Here is a 20,749-nt window from a genome sequence, read left to right on the forward strand (position 1 = left end):
GATGCGAAGCGAGCCGCTCTTGATCTTGATCTTGCTTTTTATCTCAGGCGCCCCGTCAAACACGCTGGCCGGAATTCGGCAGGGATTTGGGGGGTAAACCGGCAGGGATACCGGTTTAGCCGCCCCGCGCCATGGATGGCGCGTGGCGGCGGCCCCCCAAATCACTGTCGGATTACGGGCACACCGAGCCTAAGCGAGGTGCCGAGTGTTGGGGCAAGAGCGTTTCGCTTACTTTTGCGCTCTTCAAAAGTGAGCCGCCGTAAGGGCGGAACCAATAGCCGCCGTTACCTAGATAACGGATATGTACTCCGTCTGATCCAACATCCTGGTCGCCTGTCAGGCCGCCTTCGCAGGCAAGCCAGCTCCCACATTGGATCGCGGGGCTACAGTTAGATAGCAGTCGCCAGCCAGAGGGACAAGCCGGCTCCTACCGTGTTGAGCGCATTCCACTACAATGCCTTCCACTCATTTCCCGGGGGCTTCATGGATATCGAACTGGCACGCACTTTCCTCGAAATCACTCGCTGCGGCAGCCTGGCTGCGGCGGCCGAGAAGCTGCACGTCACCCAGACCGCGATCACCGCCAGGGTCAAGAACCTTGAAAGCCAGTTGGGCAGCACCTTGTTTGTGCGCAACCGCGCGGGGGCGCGACTGACGCCGGATGGCGAGGCCTTTGTGGTGTACGCCAACCAGTTGCTGCAGACCTGGGAAGCGGCCAAGCGCGACCTGCCGTTGCCCGATGGCTACCGCAACGTGCTGCACATCGGCGGCGAAGTCAGCCTGTGCAACCCGTTGATGCTGGGCTGGGCCCAGGCCCTGCGTGAACACATCCCCGGCCATGCCCTGCGTACCGAGGTACGTGAAGGCGACTACCTGCTGCGCCAACTGGAGCTGGTGCTGGAAGAAAAACTGATCCTGGTGCAGTTGGTCAGCAAGCCCGATCCCTACGTGTACATCGACTGGGGCCCGGGGTTTCGCCAGCAACACGACACCGCCCTGCCCGACAAGGCCCGCGCCGCACTGAGCTTCAACCTGGGGCCGCTGGCGTTGCAGTACATCCTGGAGAACGGCGGCGCCGGCTACTTCCGCACGCGGGTCGTGCAAAGCTACCTGGACAGCGGCGTGATGCAGCGGGTGCCCAAGGCGCCGGAGTTCAGTTTCCCCACGTACCTGGTGTATTCGCGGGCGCGGGATTCGGCGGTACTGCAACAGGCGCTGGAATTGCTGCGGGGAGTGGTCAAGGCCGAAAGTGACTGGTCGCAGCGTTGGGATCCATTGATTTGAATCACCAACGGCCGCCGTGCATGCTAGCCTGCGGGTGTTTCCTCTTGCAGCCTTACCGATGAACAAGAAAAAGTCCGTCACCATCAGCGACATCGCCAAGCGGGTCGGCATGACCACCATCACGGTGTCCCGCGCGCTGAGCAAACCCGACCTGGTCAAGCCGGCCACCCTGGCGCGCATCCTCGAAGTGGCGCGGGAGCTGGACTACGTGCCCAACGCCTTCGCCCGCGGGCTCAAGCGCAGTGAAAGCCTGATCATCGGGGTGATCACCGCCTCCGTGGACAACCCGTTCTACAGCGAGATGATCAAGGCGATTTCCCGCGAGGCGAAAAAGCACGGCTACACCATCATGCTGGTGGACACCGACGAACTTGAAGAACTGGAAAGCAAAGCCGTGGACACCCTGCTCGGCTATCGCGTGGCGGGGATCATCCTGTCGCCGGTCTCCGATGAGCCGAACTACCAACCCGATTACCTGGAACGCCTGGGCAATGGCAAGACCCCGGTGGTGCTGCTCGACCGCACGATCCATGACAGCCCGTTCAGCCGCGTGGTGCTCGACAACTACCACAGCGGCATACAGGCCGCCCATTACCTGCTGCGCCAGACCCCGCACCTCAAGCGCCTGCTGGTGCTGACCGGCCCCGAGCATTCGCGCATCACCGTGGAGCGCCTCAAGGGCCTGCGCGAAGTCCTGGCTGAGCACCCCCACGTGCAGGTTGAAGTACAGGCCGGCGACTACACGCTGATGCCGTCCTACCTGCACACCCTCGACTACCTGGCCGAACACTCGGCGCCGGATGCGATCATGGGTTTCAACCAGTTGATCACCCTCGGCGCCCTGCGTGCGCTGCGCATGCACAACATCCCCCATGACAGCCTGACCATCTGCGGCATCGACCGCCTGCCCTTCGCCGATATCTTCGGCGTGCCGATCGCCTGCGTCGCCCACGACGCGTCCCTGGCCGGCAGCAGCGCGGTACGCCTGCTGCTCGACCGCCTCGAAGACCCCTTCAAGCCACGGGACAAGGTGGTGATCGCCGGCCTGCTGGAAAACGGCTAGCGGCTGGTGTAGCCGCCATCGATGGGCAGGCTGACGCCGCTGATCATGCTCGCCGCCTGGCTGAGCAGGAACAGCACCGGCAAGGCAACTTCCACAGGGTGTGCAAAGCGCCCAAGGGGAATGGCCGCCAGGGCCGGGTCGCGCTTGGCCGGCGCGGACCAGGCCATGGTCGCCATCGGCGTCAGCGTGACCGTCGGGTTGACGCTGTTCACCCGAATGCCGAAGCGGCCCCACTCGGCGCATTGCACGCGGGTGATTGCATCGAGCGCAGCCTTGGAAGCGCAGTAGCCGAGGTGATCGTCCAGGGCCACCAATGAAGCCTGGCTGGAGACGTTGACGATGCTGCCGGCGATCTGCGCTTCGATCATCTTCGCCGCCACACGGCTGGCGACTTGGGCGGCGGCCCGGGCGTTGACGTTCATCACCTGATCAAAGGCTTCGGCGCTGATGGCGGCGGCGGGTTCCAGGCGCGAGATACCGGCGCAGTTGACCAGGCCGTGCAAGGGCGGCAGGTCTTGCAGGGCCCGGTCGAGGGCGGCGCTGTCGGCGATGTCCAGGCACAGAGTGTGGCAGCCGAGCGTGGCCAAGGCCTGGGCATCGCGGCCCAGGGCGAAGACATCGGCGCCGCTGGCGATCAGTTGCACGGCGATTTCACGGCCGATGCCGCTGCTGGCGCCCGTGACAAGAATGCGGTGGTGGGTGAAGTCGAAGGCTGCGTTCATGGTCACTGTTCCATAGACGATGAAGATCCCCTGTGGGAGCTGGCTTGCCTGCGATAGCGGAGTGTCAGCCAATCCATCTGGTACTGATACACCGCAATCGCAGGCAAGCCAGCTCCCACATTGGAATGGGTTGATTCAATGAGATTGCAAGGTGTGCATGATCGGTTTCAGGGCCGGATACAGCTTCAAATACTCGGCAAACGCGTGGTCGTAGGTGGCGATAGTTTCCCGCTTGGGCTGTGCCCGCAACGCCAGTTGTACCCAGCCTTTGTCCATCTCCCCATCACTCACCAACCCCACCGTGTGCGCTGCCAGCAAGGCCGCGCCCAACGCTGCTTCCACCTCCTGCACGATGGTGTACACCGGGTAGCGCGTGACATCGGCGATGATCTGCATCCACAAATCCGAATGGCTCGCGCCGCCCACCACGATCAGGCGCGGGTCCAGCGAATGCGCACCGCGCGTGCCCGCTTCGATGTTGTGCCGCAGGGCAAAACTCACGCCCTCCAGCACCGCCCGGTACAGGTGGATGCGCGTGTGATACAGGTTCAACCCGACAAAACTGCCACTGGCGCGGTCGTCCCAGACCGGGCTGCGCTCGCCCATCAGGTAGGGCAGGAACACCAGGCCTTCACTGCCCGCCGGGATCTTCGTCGCCGCCTGCTCCAGCAGCACCAGGCTGTCCTGGCCGGTGGCCTTGGCCTGCTGCTCTTCGGCCTGGCAGAACTGCTCGCGAAACCAGCTGACCGACGCGCCCGCCGTGATCGCGCCGCCGAAGATGTACAGGTCGCGGTGGCCGTTGTAGACGTGGGGCATGCTGACCAGGCCGTGATGGGCATCCACCTGTTGGTTCAGGTAGCCCCAGCACATGCTGGTGCCGATCATCGCCACATGGTTGCCCGGCTGCGTCACGCCCGCCGCCAGCGTGGCCATGGCCGCATCGACGCCACCGGCCAGGATCGGCGTGCCTGCCTGCAGGCCCAGACGCGTCGCCCAATCCGCCAACAAACCACCCACGATTTCCCCGGAATACACCAGCCGCTCCGGCATCATCGCCTGCGGGATGCCCAATGCATCGAGCATCTCAGCAGACCAGCCGCGCGCCTTCACGTCGTAGACGCCACCGATGTTGCCCGCGCTGCTGTGGTCCACCGCCAACTCGCCCGTGAGGCACCAGTTGATGTAGCTGTTGGGCGGCAGCAAGTAGCGCGTGCTGGCCCACACCTCAGGTTGATGCTGTTTGAGCCAGAGCATCTTGGTGAAGCCGTAGTAGCTGTCGACCGAGTTGCCGGTGACCTCGAACAACCGCGTGAGGTCAACGTTTTCCCGCACCCACGCGACCTGCTCGCTCGCGCGGCGGTCCATCCAGATCAGGCACGGGTGCAGCGGCGTCATCTGCGCGTCCACCGCAATCCCCGAACCGCCATACAGGCTGCTGATGCACAGCGCCTTGACTTGCGCCTTGGCAACACCGGCCTCTGCCATGCACTGCGCCACGCAGGCCTCAACCGCCTCCAGCCAGACCTGCGGCCATTGCTCGGCCCAGCGCACTTTCGGGGTATCCACGCGATACCCCTGGCTGTGCTGGGCGATGATCGTGCCTTGACCATCCACCAGCAGCGCCTTGGTGCTCTGGGTCCCTATGTCGACCCCCATCACGTAGCTCATGCTCAGACCACCGGCTTCAACAGCACCTTGATCGACTTGGTCGAGTTGGCCAGCTCAAAGGCTTCGGCCCAGTCGTCCAGCGGAAAGTCATGGGTGACGATGCCTTTGGAGGTAACCAGGCCACGCTCGAACAGGTCAATGGCGATCGGGTAGCAATACGGCCCCAGGTGCGCACCACGCACGTCCAGTTCCTTGCGGTCGCCGATGATCGACCAGTCGACGCTGGTCTCGGCGCCGAACACGCTGAACTCGACAAAGCGGCCGAGCTTGCGGATCAAGTCCAGGCCCTGGGTGACGCCGGCCGGCACGCCGGTGGTCTCGATGTACACGTCGCAGCCATAGTTGTCGGTCAGGCCGTTGATGATTTCACGGGCGTTGTCCCGCGAGGGGTTGATGACCACGTCGGCGCCGAATTTTTTCGCCAGTTCAAGGCGCTCGTCGACCATGTCGATCACGACCAGTTTCTTCGGGGTTTTCAACGCGGCCACCTGGACCATGCACAGCCCGAGGGTGCCGGCGCCTGCGATCACCACCACGTCGTCGAGCTGGATATCGCCGCGGTTGACGGTATGGATCGAGCACGCCATGGGCTCCACCAGCGCCGAATCCTCCAGCGATACCGACTCCGGAATCTTGTGTACGATGGCGGTCTTGGGAATGCGCATGAACTGGGCCATGCCGCCTTCGGCCACTTCACGCTGGAAGCCGAAGATGTTGTGTACTTCGCACATCCAGTACTTGCCGGATTTGCAGAAGCGGCACTTGCCACACGGCACGATCTGCTCGGCGATGACCTTGTCACCCACCTTGACCTCAAAGTGCTCCTCGGCACCCTCGCCTGCCTCCACCACGTAGCCGAAAAACTCGTGCCCCGGCACCACCGGTGCCTTGACCCACGGGTTGTCGCCGCCCCAGAACATCGCCGCCCCCGAGTGGCATTTGCAGTCACTGGCGCAGATGCCGCAGGCGGCGATGCGGATCACCAGTTCATTGGGCCGCGCTTGGGGTTTGCCGATGCGTTGCAGGCGATAGTCTTTCGGGCCGTGGCAGACGACGGCTTGCATTTCGGTGTGCTTGTCCATGGTGTGGGTCCTGTTTTTGTTAGAAGGTTATTTGTGGCGCTGACGGCTGATAAAAATCGCCAGCAAAATGATCCCGCCCTTGATCACGCTCTGGACGTAGGGCGACACGCCCAGCATGTTCAGGCCGTTGTTCAACACACCCAGCAGCATGGCGCCGAGCAAGGTGCCGACGATGACCCCGCGCCCACCGGCAATCGAGGCGCCACCGAGTACCACGGCGGCAATCGCATCCAGCTCGAACGACACGCCGGCATTCGGCTGGCCACTCATCAGGCGTGACGTCAGCACCAGCCCGGCAATCGCCGCAGTCAGGCCACTGATGCCGTACACCAGCAACTTGAAGCGCGCGGCGCGCACACCCGACAAACGCACGGCTTCTTCATTGCCGCCGATGGCGTAGATGTAGCGGCCGATGCGCGTGTGTTGCAGCAGCACATAGGCTGCGGCGTAGGTGATCAGCATGATCAGGATCGGCACCTCGATGCCGAACAGACTCTGGCGGCCGAAGAAGCCAAACCACTCCGGCAACCCGGAGATCGGGTAGCCGTCGGTGTACATCAGGCCCAGGCCCCGGGCGATGCCCATGGTCGCGAGCGTGACGATGATCGGCGGCATGTGCAGGTAGGCGACGAACAGGCCGTTGCCAATGCCGAAGGCCACGCCGATCAGCATCCCGGCGCCGATGGCCAACCCAGGCGGCAGCCCCGCCACCATCAGCCCGGCTGTCAGCGTGCCGGACAAGGCCATCACCGGCCCCACCGACAAGTCGATGCCGCCGGTGAGGATCACGCAGGTCATGCCCACGGCGATGATCGCGTTGATCGACACCTGGCGGGCGATGTTCGACAGGTTGCTGGTGGTGAGGAAGGTGTCGCTGGCCAGGATCATCACCAGCGTCACCACCACCAGCCCCACAAAGGGGTAAAACGCCGGCGAGCGCACCAGCCGCGCCAGGTTCAGGCGCAACGGGCTGGTGCCTGGGGTGTTAATGGACATATTCACTTGAGCCCCCTGTTGCATGGCGCATGACCTCTTGAGGATTGACGGCAGACGCTTCCAGTACCTTGACGATGGCGCCCTTGTGGAACACGGCGACGCGGTCGCACATGCCGATGACTTCCGGCAGTTCGGAAGAAATCATGATGATTGCGTAGCCCTGCTCAGTGAGGCTGCGCATCAAGGCGTAGATCTGCGCCTTGGCGCCGACGTCGATGCCACGGGTGGGCTCATCGAACACCAGCACATCGCAGTGATGGTTGATCCAGCGCGCGATCACCACCTTTTGCTGGTTACCGCCACTGAGGTTGAACACCCGGCTTTCGCCGCTGGGCGCCTTGATCGACAGTTGTTTCATCAGGCTGTCGACACTGGCGCATTCACGGCCCTTGTCGATCAGGCCACTGGCGTTCTGGTATTTGGGCAGGTTGTTCAGGGAGATGTTTTCGCGAATGCTGAAATCCGTAATCAGCCCTTCGCTCTTGCGGCTTTCCGGGAGCAGGCCGATGCCATGGGCCAGGGCCTGGGCCGGGTCATCCAGGGTGATTTTTTCACCGCGCAGCCACACGTCTTTGCTCACCGACGGCAGCGCGCCCATCATGCCCAGCGCCAGCTCGGTGCGACCGGAGCCGACCAGGCCGGCAAAGCCAAGAATCTCGCCCTTGTGTAATTGGAAGGTGTTGTGGGGACCATTGCGCACCAGTTGTATGTCCTTGACCTCCAGCAGCAGCGGGCCGCGCGCCGTTGTCGGCTTGGGTGGAAAACTGCTTTCCAGGCGGCGTCCGACCATCATTTCCACCAGGCGGTCGATGTCGCTGTCAGCCACATCGGTCACGCCCACATTGCCGCCGTCGCGCAGCACGCTGATGCGGTCGCATACCTGGAAAATCTCCTCCAGGTGGTGGGAGATAAAAATCACCGCCACGCCCTGGCGCTTGAGCTCGCGCATGATGTCGAACAGCAGCTCGGCTTCGCTAGGGGTGAGGGTTGCGGTGGGTTCGTCCAGCACCAGCAGGCGCGCATCCAGGGCCAGGGCCTTGGCGATTTCGACGAACTGCTGCTCGGCCACGCTCAGGTGCTTGACCGCGCACTGCAGGTCCAGGGTGACCCCCAGGCGTTTGAACAGGGCCTCGGACACCTCGACCATTTCGCGCTTGCGCAACAGGCCGAAGCGGTTGCTCAGCTCATGGCCGAGGAAGATGTTTTCCACGGCGGTGAGGTAAGGAATCAGGCTGAATTCCTGGAACACGATGCCGATGCCGGCGGCGATCGCATCGCGATAAGTCGCAAACTGCCGGGCCTGACCGTCGATCAGGATCTGCCCTTCGTCCTGATGCTCGACGCCGCCCAGGATCTTCATCAGGGTCGACTTGCCCGCACCATTTTCCCCCAGCAACGCGTGGATCTCGCCCCGCTCCACTTGCAGGTTGATGGACTTGAGGGCTTGCACCCCCGGGTAACGCTTACAGATGTTTTCCAGCTTCAGAAGACTGCTCATACCGCCGACCTCGTGCTCAGAAGGATGACCGGGGCCCCACGCATGGCGCGGGGCCGGGGCGATTTACCAGCTGAAGTCCTTGGCCTTGGCCTGGTCGATCAGGGTGATGTCCACCGGAATCGTGGCGGGCACTTGCGAGCCCCACTTCTTGGCCAGGGCGATACCCAGGGCGAGGCGGATCTGGTCGCGGGGGTACTGGGCCGAGGTGGCGATGAACTTGCTGCCGGGTTTCTGGATCGCCTTGATCGCTTCCGGCGCACCGTCGACGCTCACCAGTTTCACGTCCAGGCCACTGGCTTCGATGGCCGACAACGCGCCGAGGGAGCCGTTGTCATTCACGCTGAAAATGCCCTTGAGGGTGGGCTGGGCCTGCAGCATGTTTTCGGTGACGGTCAGCGCCTGGTCACGTTCCTGCTTGCCGTTCTGGATGCTGACAATCTTGATGTCCGGGTGCTTGGCCACGGCCTCTTTGCAACCGCGCACGCGCTCGAGGATAGGCACCACGGCGATGCCGTCGAGGATGGCGATATTGCCTTTGTCGCCGATGTTCTTGGCCAGGTATTCACAGGCCTGGAAACCGGCGTCGAAGTTTTTTGAACCGACAAAGGCGTCCAGCGGGCCGTCGGCCTGGGCGTCTACCGCGACCACCACAACGCCGGCGGCATGGGCGGATTTGACGGCCGACTGTACGCCGACCGAGTCGGTGGGGTTGATCAGCAGGATGTCGATGCCTTTTTGCAGCATGTCCTCAACGTCGCTGACTTGCTTGGACACGTCGTGGCGGGCATCGGTGATGATCAATTTCGCGCCGATGGTCGCGCCCGCTTCTTCCAGGGCGTTTTTCATGGTGACGAAATAGGGGTTGTTGATTTCTTGGAAGGAAGCGCCGATGCGGATGGGTTTGGCGGCGTCGGCGAACGCCTGAGTGCCGAGGGTGATGCTGACGGCCAGTAAACACAGGGTTTTCGGGAGCATTTTCATGGCGTGGGTCTCTGTTTTGTTTTTATTGTTAGAGCAAATGTTATCGTTAACATTTTGTGGGAAGTTAGCAAGGTTGGGGGGAAGGTGCAAGCTGCCGTTGGTCGGGCTTTGGGGGCATATCCGTTATTGGGTGATGGCGGCTTATGGTTTCGCCCTTACGGCGACTCACTTTGGAAAAGAGCCCCAAAGTAAGCAAAGGGCTCTTGCCCCAACACTCGGCACCTCGCTCACGCTCGGTGTGCCCGTAATCCGACAGTGATTTGGGGGGCCGCCGCCACGCGCCATCCATGGCGCGGGGCGGCTAAGCCGGCGTCCTGCCGGCTTACCCCCCAAATCCCTGCCGAATTCCGGCCAGCGTGTTTGACGGGGCGCCTAAGATCAAAATCAAGATCAAAAGCAAGAGCACAGCGGCCTGACAGCCGGCTTGAGTGGTGTGGAGCAAAGGCAAAAGCAAAGGCAAACGCGGTCCACTGTAGGAGCCGGCTTGTCGAATCGTCGCACCGCGGCGATGGTGGTTAACGATGACGCAAAAAAACCAGGCATAACGCCGAGCCTCACTGTGGGAGCTGGCTTGCCTGCGATGGCATCGATTGGGTGTGCCTGATGTACCGAGGTGTCTGTATCGCAGGCAAGCCAGCTCCCACAGTTGACCCAGGCCGACAGTCAGATACCGGTCGGCTACCAGGCCGCCGCGTCTGCTTTTGATTTTGATCTTAGGCGCCCCGTCAAACACGCTGGCCGAACGCAGGCTTGAATCCGTGGGTAACCCGGCAGGACGCCGGGTTAGCCGTCCTGGGCCAAGGATGGCCCATGACGGCGGCCCACGGATTCAAGCCTGGGTTCGGGCACACCGAGCCTAAGCGAGGTGCCGAGTGTTGGGGCAAGAGCCCTTTTGGTTACTTTTGGCTGGGCCGGCATTCCGGGCTCTTTTCCAAAAGTGACCCGCCGTAAGGGCGGAACCAATATCAGCCCCCCCCAAATACCGGATATACCCCCAAGCAAAACCCCGCCCACCGACTAAGCTCACACCCCAACAAAAAAAACACCGAGCCCAAGCCATGCCCCACCCCACCGAAACCTTCCGCGCCCACTACCGCGCCAACGTCCACCCCCGCTACAACCCCTGGCTGCACGCCGCATTCGTACTCGGCTACGGCGCAACCTGCATCACCCTGGCCTGGTCCTCCACCCACAGCATCACCCCACTCCAGTGGCTGACCGTCCCCCTGACCCTGGTGTTCTTCAACCTGTGCATCTACCTCGTGCACCGCCACCTCGGCCACCACAAACACACCTTCGCCCGGCTGTTCTACGCCCGACATACCGGTGACCACCACAGTTTTTTCACCCCCGGCCACATGACCTACGACAGCCCCCGGGACTGGCGTGTGATCCTCTTCCCCGCCTGGTTGATCGTGCTGCACAGCCTGGCGATCACCCTGCCCGCCTGGTGGTTGCTCAAGCAACTGAGCCCCAACGTCGCCGGGCTTTTCGCCGGATGCATGCTGCTGGGCTACCTGCTCTACGAAGTGTTCCACGCCTGTGAACACCTGCCCGCCGAACACCCGGTGGCGCGCCTGCCGTGGATCCGGCAGATGCACCGCCTGCACGCCCTGCACCACCGCCGCGAGCTGATGCAAGGGCGCAACTTTAATATCGTTTTCCCCCTGATGGACTACCTGTTCGGCACCCTGCACTGGGAGCCGAACGCCCACGACAACCAGGAACCGTCATGAGTACCCGTCCCAAGAAACTGCGTCATCTGCTGTTCGTATTGCTGTTGGCCGTAATTGCCTTTTTGCTGTTGATGCCGACCAAGGTGCAGCCGGTGAACTGGTCGCCACCCAAGGCGCCGTCGATGAAAGAGGGGCCCTTTGCCGAAAACCAGCGGCTCAAGGATGTACAACGGATCGGCGCCCAGGACATCGCCGGGCCCGAGGCCCTGCTGTTGGATGCCCAGGGTTTTCTGATCAGCGGGCTGCATGACGGGCGCATCATCCGCACCTCACCCGACAGCCACACCCTGGAAGTACTGGCCAACACCGGTGGGCGGCCCCTCGGTATGGCACTGCACCCGGATGGGCGCCTGATCATTGCCGACGGGATCAAGGGCTTGCTCGCACTGGATGCGAACCGCCAGCTCGTGCCCCTGAGCAGCAGCGCCAATGGTGTGCCCTTCGGCTTTACCGATGACGTGACCGTGGACGCCAGCGGGCGCTATGCCTACTTCAGCGATGCATCGAGCCGCTGGGGCTATGGGCAGGATGGCGAAGCCGTGATCGAACACGGCGGGGATGGCCGGCTGTTGCGCTATGACTTCAGCAACGGCAGCACCGAGGTACTGCTCGATCATCTGCAATTTGCCAACGGCGTTGCCCTCGGCCCGGATGAAAACTACGTGCTGGTCAATGAAACCGGCGCCTATCGCATCAGCCGCTACTGGCTCAAGGGCGAGCGAGCGGGCAGCCACGACCTGTTTATCGACAACCTGCCAGGCCTGCCGGACAACCTCAGTTTCAACGGCCACGACCGTTTCTGGGTGGCGTTGTACTCGCCACGCAACCCGCTGCTGGATGGTTTCGCCGGTTACCCGTTGCTGCGCAAGGTGATGGTTCGGGCGTTGATGGTGGTGCCCAAGCCCATCGAGCGCAAAGCCTTCGTGCTGGGATTGGACACCGAGGGCAAGGTCATCGCCAACCTGCAGGATGGCAGCGCGGGTAACTATTCACCCATCACCACCGCCCGGGAATACGGCGACTGGCTCTACCTCGGTTCGCTGAAAAGCACGAGCATGGCGCGCCTGCCGCTGAAGCTGGCCTTGGCCCGGGAATAAAAAAAGGGGCAGCCCTTGCAGGCTGCCCCTCCTCGTTCACTCAGTGCATCAATGGATGATGTCCTGGGTGCAGATATGCCCGAAGGTCACGTAAGGCACGTTGTCGCCGCCCACGCCCACACCCGGGAACTCGTCCAGCTCGATCCGCCAGCCGCCGAAGTTGAAGGTGGTGGCCCAGTTGTACTTCACGCCGGTGCTGCTGTCCGGGTAATCCACGCGGTACTCGCCGAAGCAACCGCCCAGTGCCGCACCCGAAAGAGACGCACCTGCGCTGTCGGTGGAGGCCTTGAAGTCGGTCCAGTTGAACTCGGTGCCAGTGAAGTGTTTGTCAACGCGCAGCACCGGGGTAACGCCCAGCAGCGGTGCGCCCGTGGAGTCGGACCATTGGGTGTTCCAGGTCAGGTTCCGTGCCGCCTGGGTGGCCATCCAGAAGATCGTGCTCGGCACGCGGACCACGTTGTCGCCCTTCACGTCGAAGCTGTTCAGGCGCGGTGCCGACCCCAGGGTGAGCTTGTACTGGGCGGTAGGGTCCTGGACCACGGCCGGGTTGGCCCGCACACGAACCTGGGCCACATAGCCCGGCGTGACACCGGAGAGGGTCATGCTGTTACCGGCCGGCACCACCACCCAGTTGTTGCCCTCCAGGCGCTCAAAGATCCACTGGTTACGCACGCCCTTCTGATCATCGCTCAAGGCCATCGCCACGTTCTGGCCACGGGTGGCCTGGAAGGCGAAGTAGTCGATATCGTTGGGGTTGTCGATATTGCCCGTCACGCGGTTCAAGGCATCAGGCAGCACAAACGAGGTCTGCGGGGTGTCGTTGGGTTCATAGGCATCGATGTTGAAGTCCACCCCTACGCCAAAACTGAACTGGGCGTTGTTGGCCTCATTGGCCACCATGTACCAGTAGTAGTCACCTGCCGGCAGCACGGCGCTCAGGTATTCATCGGCATTGCCCGGGTTGTCGGACGTACCGAGAAGCTCCAGGTTGCCCTGGCCATCGTCGCGGAACAGGCTCAGCGACATGTTGGCACCCGCACTCTGGTCAACCAATTGCACCAGCGCACGACCGTTCTGTGGCAGGTGGAAGTGGTAGGGGAAATCCTGACCGGTCTGCACTTCGCTCAGGGTGTAGAGGGTGTTGATGTCCAGCGTCGGGAACAGCGGTGCAAACTCGGCCGCCGCGACCTTGAGCTTGTCCTGGTCGGGCTTCTTCAGCTCGCTGTCGACGGTGGCAACGGCGGAGAGTTTCGCCGCCTTGCTCGCCACGGCCTTGGCCGGCGCTTTTGCGGTCATGGCCGCCTTGAGCTTCTGCTGAAGCGGGGAGGCAACCGGCTTGGCGTCGAGCTTGCCACCGGACTTGAGGGCTTTGTGCACCGCCTCCTTGACGGCCTGGGCGCTCACCTTGGGGAGGGCTTGCGAAGGATATTGTTCGGCCAGGGCAAAGGCCGAGACAAAGCAGGAGGCCGCCATGGCCGCGCCCAACATAAAGGCTTTTTTCGATTTCATTTTTTATCCATCCATAGTTAAAAACTGAAGTTCAGGTGACATCCGGTCACCTGGGATGGAATCTAGCCAGATACTGTATGCATGTCCAGTATTTTTATGAAATTTTCTTCACCTAGTAGCCGGTCATTTCCAGATAGCCGACCCCGCCGTCGAACTGCACCGGCCCTTCCCAGTAAGGAATGCTCAGGTTCATCCAGGCCTTCGGGTTGACCGCCTGGGGGGTGATATCCAGCTGTTTGCCGGGGATTTTCAACGACCAGCGCGTGGGAATACGGCGCCCGTCGATGTCGGTGGTGGCCAGTGGCGTGAGCTGGATGTCGGCGTTGTGCAAGGTCTGGGTGCGGCCCTGCGCATCGATCCAGGTGCCCGTCAGGTAACCCCCGCCGTCGGTTTGCCGCACGCGAAACAGCATCAACTGTTCGCCACGGTCCAGGTGCAGGGAGAACCAGTCCCAGCCGGTCTGGCTGGCGGCCAGGGGCTGGCTGCTCCACTCGCGGTCGAGCCAGGCGGTGCCACTGACCTGATACGCCTTGCCATCGATCGTCACGCTGCCGCTGGCGGTGAAAAACGGCTGGCTGTAGTAATACGACGCCTGGCCCTGATCGGATTTGCGGCTGTAGCCGTTGTCACCTTGCAGCACCAACGGGCGGCTGGAGGTCAGGTGCAAGTCGTAGGCGAACTGCGGGCCGTGGGCCTTGAGTTGCATGTCGGCCAGGGGGTTTGCGGCGCCGGGGCGAGTGGCGAAGTTCCAGTCGTCGATCCACGCATTGAACGGCGCCGCCTGGGCCCCCGCCTGGCCAACACCCCCACGCGCATAACGCTCAGCGGCGTAATGCCGGGTGACCGACGTGACAGCCGCGTGCCCCAGCCAGATCGTCGGGTCCTGCCACCCCGCCTGTGCCGGCCCGGCCTTGAGGGCGTTGCGGAACAAGGTCCACTGCACGCCGAACACATTGCCCTCGGCATCCTTGAGATTGGCAGTGACGTACCACCATTCGATGCGGAAACCGGCGTGAGGCCCATGGTCCTCGGGAAAGCTGAACACCTTGCCCGGCACCACCTGGGCAAAGTCCGCCGCCGCGCTGCCCAAGCCGGCGAAACTCTCCTGGGGTGCGGGCGCCTGATCGCAGGCACTCAACAGCACCAACAAGGCCACGACCAGCAACGCCTTAATCTTCATGGGCAAAGGTCCTCAGCAAATCCGCCGGGCGACTGCGGTACAACTGCCACAGCGGCCAGGCCGACGCCAGGGACGTGGCCAACATCGCCAGCCCCAGCAATTGCGCCAGTTGCCACGGGAACACCTGCAACGGCAGGCGCCAACCGAACGCCTGCACATTGATCACCGCGTCCAGGCACCAGGCCAGCAACAGGCCCAGGGGCAACGCCAGCACCAGGGTCAACAGCGCCAGCAGCCAGGTCTGCGCCAGGTTGAGCAGCATCAGTTGGCGGCGCGTCACCCCCAGCGCCCACAGCGGCGCGAGCTGGCCGAGGCGGCTCTGGCTCTGGGTCAACAGGCTGATGAACAGTGCCACGCCGGCCACGCCGAGGGTAAGGCTGTTCAGCGCGGCGGTGGCGGCAAAGGTGCGTTCGAACACCTGGCTCGAATAGCCCTTGAGCTGCTGTTGATCGACAATGTGGCTGTCCTCCAGCGCAAATGCGTGCTGCACGTCCCGCACCAGCGGCGCCACATCCTCGGGCGCCATGCGCAGGTTAAAGCGGGCCGGTGACAGCGTCGGCCAATGGGCCAGCAAGTGGGTGGAATTGACCAACACGTGGCCCTTGGGGTTGCCGTAGTCGGCGTAGATGCCCACCACCGCGGGTGACCAGTGCCCCTGAGGCGTGGGGATACTCACCCGATCACCCAGTCGCACGTTCAAGCGCCGCGCCAGTTGCTCGCTGAGCATCAAGGTGTCGCCCTGCTGCAACTGGTCCCACGGTTGATTAACCGCGTCAAGCAAAGGCCAGTGCTGGCGATAGGTAGGGTCGTCGATCACCCCGAACACATCGGCCGGCCAACCTTGCAACTGCGTCGACACTTGCCAGGTCGGCAGCACCGTTTTCACCGTTGGCTGCTGCGCCAACCAATGGCTCATTTGTTCGGCCTGCGCCGGGTTCTGCGGATTGAGATACAGCTCGGCGGTAAGGCGTTGCTCCAGCCAATTATTGAAGGTCTGGCGAAAGCCCGAAGTCATGGAACCCGCGCCGATGTTCGCCGCCAGCGCCAACAGCAGCGCCATCAACGCCAGGCTCAACGCCGGCAGTTGCTGGCGACAGTCCGCAAGAAACCATTGCCCCAGCACCGAGCGGCTGCGCCCGAGCACCGCCTTCAATACCGCATTGAGGATCACCGGCAAACCCAGGGCAGCCCCCAACAGCAACGCGGCCATCAGCACAAAACCGGCGGCCAGGCTGTTGCCCAATCCCAGCGCCAACAACGCAACCAGCAACGCTGCAGCCGCCACCCAACCCTGGCGTCGCAACCAGCGCCCATGGGCTTCGTGCCAGGCCTGGGCATTGGCCAGGGCCAGCAACGGCAGGCGCGCTGCTCGCCACAGGCTGCCTGCCCCTGCCAACAGTGCACCGAGCAGGCTCAAACCCAACCCGCTCAACCACCAGCCAGGGCTCAAGCTCAACTGGCCGGGCACTTCGGCGCCGTACAAGCCACGCAAGCTGGCCGCCACGTCCGGCAGCAGCAGGCTGGCCACCAGGTAACCGCTGGCCACGCCGAGCACGCCACCGAGCAGCGACAACACGCCCAGCTCCACCCCCAGGCTGAGGATCAGCATCCGCGCACTGACCCCGCAGGCGCGCAAGGTACGCAGCAGCCCGCGCCGCTGCTCCAGCGCCAGGCCGATGGCGGCATGCACGATAAACAGTCCTACCACAAACGACAGCAAGCCCAGGGCGTCGAGGTTCAGGTGAAAGCTTTCGGTCAGCCGTGAGAGGTTGTTGTCCTCGGCCTGATGCAGTTGCAACTCGGCAGGCGGAGTGGGATGGGTGGCGGCAAAGGCGTTGTCCAGCAGCAGCCGCGACAAACGCCCAGGCATCTCCAGCAAGGGTTGGGCAAAGCCGATGTCGGTAAGCAACAACCCGGGGGCCATGTCCGTTTGAACCTGCAACGGCGGCAAGGCCTGCCCGTTTGCCGCCTGCGGTTGATCACCCGGGTGCAGCCCCAGGGATTGCAATGTCTGCGGGGCCACCCAAGTACGTCCCGGCGGCGCGAAGAACGCGGCCATCTGCGCCTGGCTCAGGCGTTGCCCGGCCACTGCGGCATTACCGGGTAATGACACGGGATCGATGCCCATCAGTTGCAGGCGCACCTCCTCATGCCCCTTGAGCACCACCCGCCCCTGCACCACCGGCGACACCGGCCACCCCGCGCGACGTAGTTGGGCAAACAGGGCCTGGGGGAAGCTCGATGCACCGGTCGCACTGAGGCTGGCTTGAGGCTCACCGCCAATCAATTGGCTGGCGCGGGCGTAGCTGTCCCGCGCCTGGCTGTTGAGGGCCTGCACACCGGTCAACAACGCCGTGGCCAGCCACAGCCCGGTCAACACGCTGAAGAACTGCACGGGATGGCGCCGCCAGTGGCTCAGCAGCGCACGCAACGCCCAATAAAAAACAGCCACCTCAACGCGCGTCCGCCGGTACGACGCGGCCACGCTGCAACATCACCTGGTGGTCGAGCCGTGCGGCAATGCGCGGGCTGTGCGTGACCATCAGCAGACTGGTGGGGCTGTCGCGCAACAGGTCCAGCAACAGTTGCAGCACGTCATCGCTGGTGGCTTCGTCGAGATTGCCGGTGGGTTCATCGGCCAGCAACAAGCCCGGCCGCGAGGCCAATGCGCGCCCCACCGCCACCCGCTGCTGCTGGCCTCCGGAGAGCTGCTCCGGATAGCGCTTGAGCAAGTCGCCCAGCCCCAGGCGCTCTACAAGGTGCGCCTGCCACTGCGGGTCAAGACGCCCGGCCAGGCGCGCCTGGAACGCCAGGTTGTCCTCCACGCGCAAACTGCCGATCAGGTTGAACTGCTGGAACACCAGGCCGATCTCGGTGCGCCGCCAGTGGGCCAGTTGCGCCTCACTCAATTGGTCAAGGCGCTGCTCGCCCACCTGGATGCTGCCACCGTCCACTCGGTCGAGGCCGGCCACCAGGTGCAGCAAGGTGCTCTTGCCACTGCCCGACTCGCCCATCAGCGCCAGGCTGCTGCGCGCCGCCAAGTGCAAGTCGACACCTGCCAGCACCGCCAGGGGCCCTTGCGCGGTGGCGTAACTTTTGAGAACACCTTGCACGTGCAACATACATACGCTCGCTCGGGGGACTGCCAACGAGGATAACGGCTGACTTTGCGCGCCGTGCGAATTTTTCACATGGATTTCACCGGCCGCCCACCCATGCCTCTCTACATTGCCCTCCACGCGTCGTAGAGCGGCAACTTGTTAGTTGCCAGTGACGGCAACTTTTAACAGCTGGATGTTCAGCGAAAAGACAGCAGCCCTGTGACAGTCTCCTACTCCACTACGGGCATCCGTCAATGCGCTGCGCCTGTTTGATAACAACACTGCCAACAGTGCCCATGGTGAATAGTGTGGTTGACCTTACCCTGACCAAACCGCGTGTGCGCCGAGGCCTTTTCAGACGATTGAAAAGGCTCTGGCTGGGCATGGCCATCGTCAGCCTGCTGGTGTCCGGTTTCGTGTTCTGGCCTCGGTCGCCGACGAACCTGGGCGTGCGCAACCACCTGATCAACTCCGGGCTCCTGGCCAGTTGGCGCAACGGCGACGTGGTGGTGCTGGTACGCCATGAAGAACGCTGCGACCGCTCGAAAAATCCCTGCTTCGGTCCGGCCGACGGCCTCACGATCAACGGCACGCAGCACGCCAGCGAACTGGGCAAAGCCTTCCACGCCCTGGGCATGCAGGCGACGGACGTGCTCAGCAGCCCCACCACTCGCACCGCCCAGACGTCACTGTTCGTCTTCGGCAAGACCGAGCTGTCCGCCGGCCCGCTGGCCATCTGTGGAGACGCCATGGGTGAAGAGATCCTCAGCAACAAACGCCCCGACCACAACCTGGTGCTGATCACGCACAGCGCGTGCATCAACGACTTCGAACAGGCCTTGGGGTTCCCCCATGCCATCACCGCCGAATACGGCAGCGCGCTGTTCGTCAAGGTACTGCCCAATGGCAAGTTCAAGACCCTGGGCATTATGAACAGCCAGGATTGGCCCGCCGCGCTCAAACAACTTTAAACACACTTTTTTACATATCCAGCGGCTGTCGTGTTCAGCAAAACGACAGCCCGTTTCTGGCATGTTTAGTTGTGCCTGTTAGTTAGGGACGCCATGATTATTTTCAGTGACTTAGTGAACACTTTGATGTTTTGCACTACTACTTTCCTGCACCCTTTTTCTGCCACTGAACGTCAAGGAGCGACGTTTTTATGACCCGTTTGAAACCCCTGCCCGTGTTGCTGCTGGCCTTCGCCGTGTTCTACCTGTTGCCCATGGGCCTGCATGGCTTGTGGATTCCGGATGAAACACGCTACGCCCAGATCAGCCAGGAAATGCTCCTGAGCGGCAACTGGGTGGCACCGCACTTCATGGGTGTGCGCTACTTCGAAAAACCGTCTGCCGGCTACTGGTTGATTGCCTTGGGCCAGGCAGTGTTTGGTGAAAACCTGTTCGGCGTGCGCATTGCCTCGGCCCTCACCACCGGCCTGAGCGTGCTGCTGGCCTACATCATCGCACGCCGCCTGTGGAACGACCCGCGCAAGAGCTTCGCCTGCGCCCTGCTCTACATGAGCTTTGGCCTGGTGGCCGGGCAAGCCGGGTATTCGAACCTCGATCCGCAGTTCACGTTGTGGGTCAACTTGAGCTTCGTCGCGCTCTGGTTTGCCCTCGACAGCCAGACGGCCCGCGGCCGACTCCGTGCCTGGGTATTGCTGGGCGTGGCCTGTGCCATGGGTTTCATGACCAAGGGCTTCCTAGCCTGGCTGCTGCCCGTGCTGATCGCTGTGCCCTACATGCTCTGGCAACGCCGCCTGGGTGAGCTGGTGCGCTATGGCTCGCTGGCCATCCTGGTGGCGGTGGTGGTGTGCCTGCCGTGGGTGTGGGCGATTCATCTGCAGGAGCCGGACTACTGGCGCTTTTTCTTCTGGCACGAGCACATCCGTCGTTTCTCTGCCGACAATGCCCAGCACGCCCGCCCGTGGTGGTTCTTCCTGCCGATCATGGTGGTGTCGTGCCTGCCGTGGGCGGCGCTGTTGCCCAGCACCGCGCTCAAGACCTGGAAAGAAAAAGCCCAGCCGAAGATGGTGTTCCTGGCCCTGTGGCTGCTGCTGCCCCTGGGCTTTTTCAGCCTGAGCAACGGCAAGCTGCCGACCTACATCATGCCGTGCCTGCTGCCCCTGGCCTTGCTGATGGGGCACGCCCTGATCGACCAACTCAACCAGGGCAAGACCCGCGCCTTGCGCTGCAACGGCCTGCTCAACTTCGCCATCGGCCTCGTGGCCATGGGCGCGCTGATCTACCTGCAGATCGATGACCCGCTCTACAGCAACAGCCACGCCGAGATGTTCAGCCTGTCCCTGGCCTTTATCGTGCTGCTGGGCTGGATCCTCGCCAACCTGCTGCAAGCGTTCCGCCCGCTGACGCTGTGGGCCATGCCGGCGCTGGGCATCGGCCTGCTGGTCGCGTTGCTGCCGGCCGGCATGCCCGAAGAGATCACCGATAACGAAATGCCCGACCAGTTTGTGCTGGAGCATCTGGATGAATTGCAACAAACCCATGCTTTGCTGAGCAACGAGTTGGGTTCGGCGTCTGCCTTGTCCTGGCGCCTGCGCAGGCCAGAAGTGGCGTTCTACGACACCGAAGGCGAGCTGCGCTATGGCCTCAAGTACGCGGGTTCAGTGCACCGCAAAGTCAGCCTGGAGAGTGTGCAGCCGTGGCTGGCCGAGGCCCGCCAACAGGGTTCGGTCGGCGTGCTGATGCGGGTCAAGAGCACCAGCGAACATCGCGAGGAGGGCCAGTTGCCTGCGGGCGGCAAACGGTATCGCAAGGGCGCCTTGTTACTCATCATTTACCCGAAACTTCCTTAACGCGGCGCTTGCCA

Annotated in this window: 16 protein-coding genes; 6 read left to right on the forward strand and 10 right to left on the reverse strand. The window is 63.0% G+C overall.

The genetic code is table 11. The features are described from left to right. The first annotated feature begins 483 nt into the window (after positions 1-483). Both M2394_RS28040 and M2394_RS28045 read left to right on the forward strand, forming a co-directional pair. Positions 484-1,284, forward strand: a complete 801-nt coding sequence (locus M2394_RS28040; protein ID WP_259175396.1) for a LysR family transcriptional regulator — start codon at positions 484-486, stop codon at positions 1,282-1,284. Positions 1,285-1,342: 58 nt separating this feature from the next. Beyond that, positions 1,343-2,347: a LacI family DNA-binding transcriptional regulator gene (locus M2394_RS28045; protein WP_178924192.1), complete on the forward strand. Its 1,005-nt coding sequence runs from the start codon at positions 1,343-1,345 to the stop codon at positions 2,345-2,347. Here the strand turns inward: M2394_RS28045 and M2394_RS28050 are convergent. The 6 genes from M2394_RS28050 to M2394_RS28075 form a co-directional block, all read right to left on the reverse strand. Beyond that, entirely contained in the window at positions 2,344-3,069 is a 726-nt protein-coding gene (locus tag M2394_RS28050) for an SDR family oxidoreductase (RefSeq protein WP_259175397.1), read from the reverse strand. The two genes, M2394_RS28045 and M2394_RS28050, sit on opposite strands and share 4 nt — an antisense overlap. Positions 3,070-3,204: 135 nt before the next feature. Continuing rightward, the gene (locus M2394_RS28055; RefSeq protein WP_259175398.1) at positions 3,205-4,737 is read right to left on the reverse strand and encodes an FGGY-family carbohydrate kinase; all 1,533 of its coding nucleotides are present in this window, start codon (positions 4,735-4,737) and stop codon (positions 3,205-3,207) included. 2 nt (positions 4,738-4,739) lie between these two features. Next, the gene (locus M2394_RS28060) at positions 4,740-5,819 is read right to left on the reverse strand and encodes an alcohol dehydrogenase catalytic domain-containing protein (protein WP_178924197.1); all 1,080 of its coding nucleotides are present in this window, start codon (positions 5,817-5,819) and stop codon (positions 4,740-4,742) included. 27 nt (positions 5,820-5,846) lie between these two features. After that, a complete protein-coding gene (locus M2394_RS28065) occupies positions 5,847-6,839 on the reverse strand; it encodes an ABC transporter permease (protein WP_178924199.1) in 993 nt (330 codons plus the stop codon). Beyond that, complete coding sequence (locus M2394_RS28070) at positions 6,805-8,313, reverse strand: sugar ABC transporter ATP-binding protein (protein ID WP_259175400.1); 1,509 nt, start codon at positions 8,311-8,313, stop codon at positions 6,805-6,807. Before M2394_RS28070 ends, M2394_RS28065 begins: the two co-directional genes overlap by 35 nt. 63 nt (positions 8,314-8,376) lie before the next feature. Further along, positions 8,377-9,294 carry a substrate-binding domain-containing protein gene (locus M2394_RS28075; protein ID WP_178924203.1) on the reverse strand — a complete coding sequence of 306 codons (918 nt, stop codon included), beginning with the start codon at positions 9,292-9,294 and terminating at the stop codon, positions 8,377-8,379. Positions 9,295-10,352: 1,058 nt separating this feature from the next. Between M2394_RS28075 and M2394_RS28080 the strand changes: the two genes are divergently transcribed. Together M2394_RS28080 and M2394_RS28085 are read left to right on the forward strand one after the other, a co-directional pair. Then, positions 10,353-11,030 carry a sterol desaturase family protein gene (locus tag M2394_RS28080; protein WP_259175401.1) on the forward strand — a complete coding sequence of 226 codons (678 nt, stop codon included), beginning with the start codon at positions 10,353-10,355 and terminating at the stop codon, positions 11,028-11,030. Next, complete coding sequence (locus tag M2394_RS28085) at positions 11,027-12,127, forward strand: SMP-30/gluconolactonase/LRE family protein (RefSeq protein ID WP_259175403.1); 1,101 nt, start codon at positions 11,027-11,029, stop codon at positions 12,125-12,127. Before M2394_RS28080 ends, M2394_RS28085 begins: the two co-directional genes overlap by 4 nt. A 48-nt stretch (positions 12,128-12,175) precedes the next feature. Here M2394_RS28085 and M2394_RS28090 read toward each other — a convergent pair whose 3' ends face one another. From M2394_RS28090 to M2394_RS28105, 4 genes are all read right to left on the reverse strand, one after another. Beyond that, the gene (locus M2394_RS28090) at positions 12,176-13,636 is read right to left on the reverse strand and encodes a hypothetical protein (protein WP_259175404.1); all 1,461 of its coding nucleotides are present in this window, start codon (positions 13,634-13,636) and stop codon (positions 12,176-12,178) included. 112 nt (positions 13,637-13,748) lie between these two features. Further along, complete coding sequence (locus M2394_RS28095; RefSeq protein WP_259175405.1) at positions 13,749-14,816, reverse strand: lipocalin-like domain-containing protein; 1,068 nt, start codon at positions 14,814-14,816, stop codon at positions 13,749-13,751. Continuing rightward, the gene (locus M2394_RS28100) at positions 14,806-17,268 is read right to left on the reverse strand and encodes an FtsX-like permease family protein (protein ID WP_259175407.1); all 2,463 of its coding nucleotides are present in this window, start codon (positions 17,266-17,268) and stop codon (positions 14,806-14,808) included. The genes M2394_RS28095 and M2394_RS28100 overlap by 11 nt, the downstream gene beginning before the upstream one ends. Before the next feature lies 1 nt (position 17,269). After that, the gene (locus M2394_RS28105) at positions 17,270-17,938 is read right to left on the reverse strand and encodes an ABC transporter ATP-binding protein (protein WP_178923216.1); all 669 of its coding nucleotides are present in this window, start codon (positions 17,936-17,938) and stop codon (positions 17,270-17,272) included. 275 nt (positions 17,939-18,213) lie between these two features. Here M2394_RS28105 and M2394_RS28110 point away from each other — a divergent pair, with 275 nt between their 5' ends. After that, positions 18,214-18,888: a histidine phosphatase family protein gene (locus M2394_RS28110; protein WP_178923214.1), complete on the forward strand. Its 675-nt coding sequence runs from the start codon at positions 18,214-18,216 to the stop codon at positions 18,886-18,888. Between the two features lie 191 nt (positions 18,889-19,079). Beyond that, the gene (arnT, locus tag M2394_RS28115; protein ID WP_259175409.1) at positions 19,080-20,735 is read left to right on the forward strand and encodes a lipid IV(A) 4-amino-4-deoxy-L-arabinosyltransferase; all 1,656 of its coding nucleotides are present in this window, start codon (positions 19,080-19,082) and stop codon (positions 20,733-20,735) included. The last annotated feature ends 14 nt before the right edge of the window (positions 20,736-20,749 follow it).

The sequence above is a fragment of the Pseudomonas sp. BIGb0164 genome (assembly GCF_024810135.1).
Taxonomy (GTDB): Bacteria; Pseudomonadota; Gammaproteobacteria; order Pseudomonadales; family Pseudomonadaceae; genus Aquipseudomonas.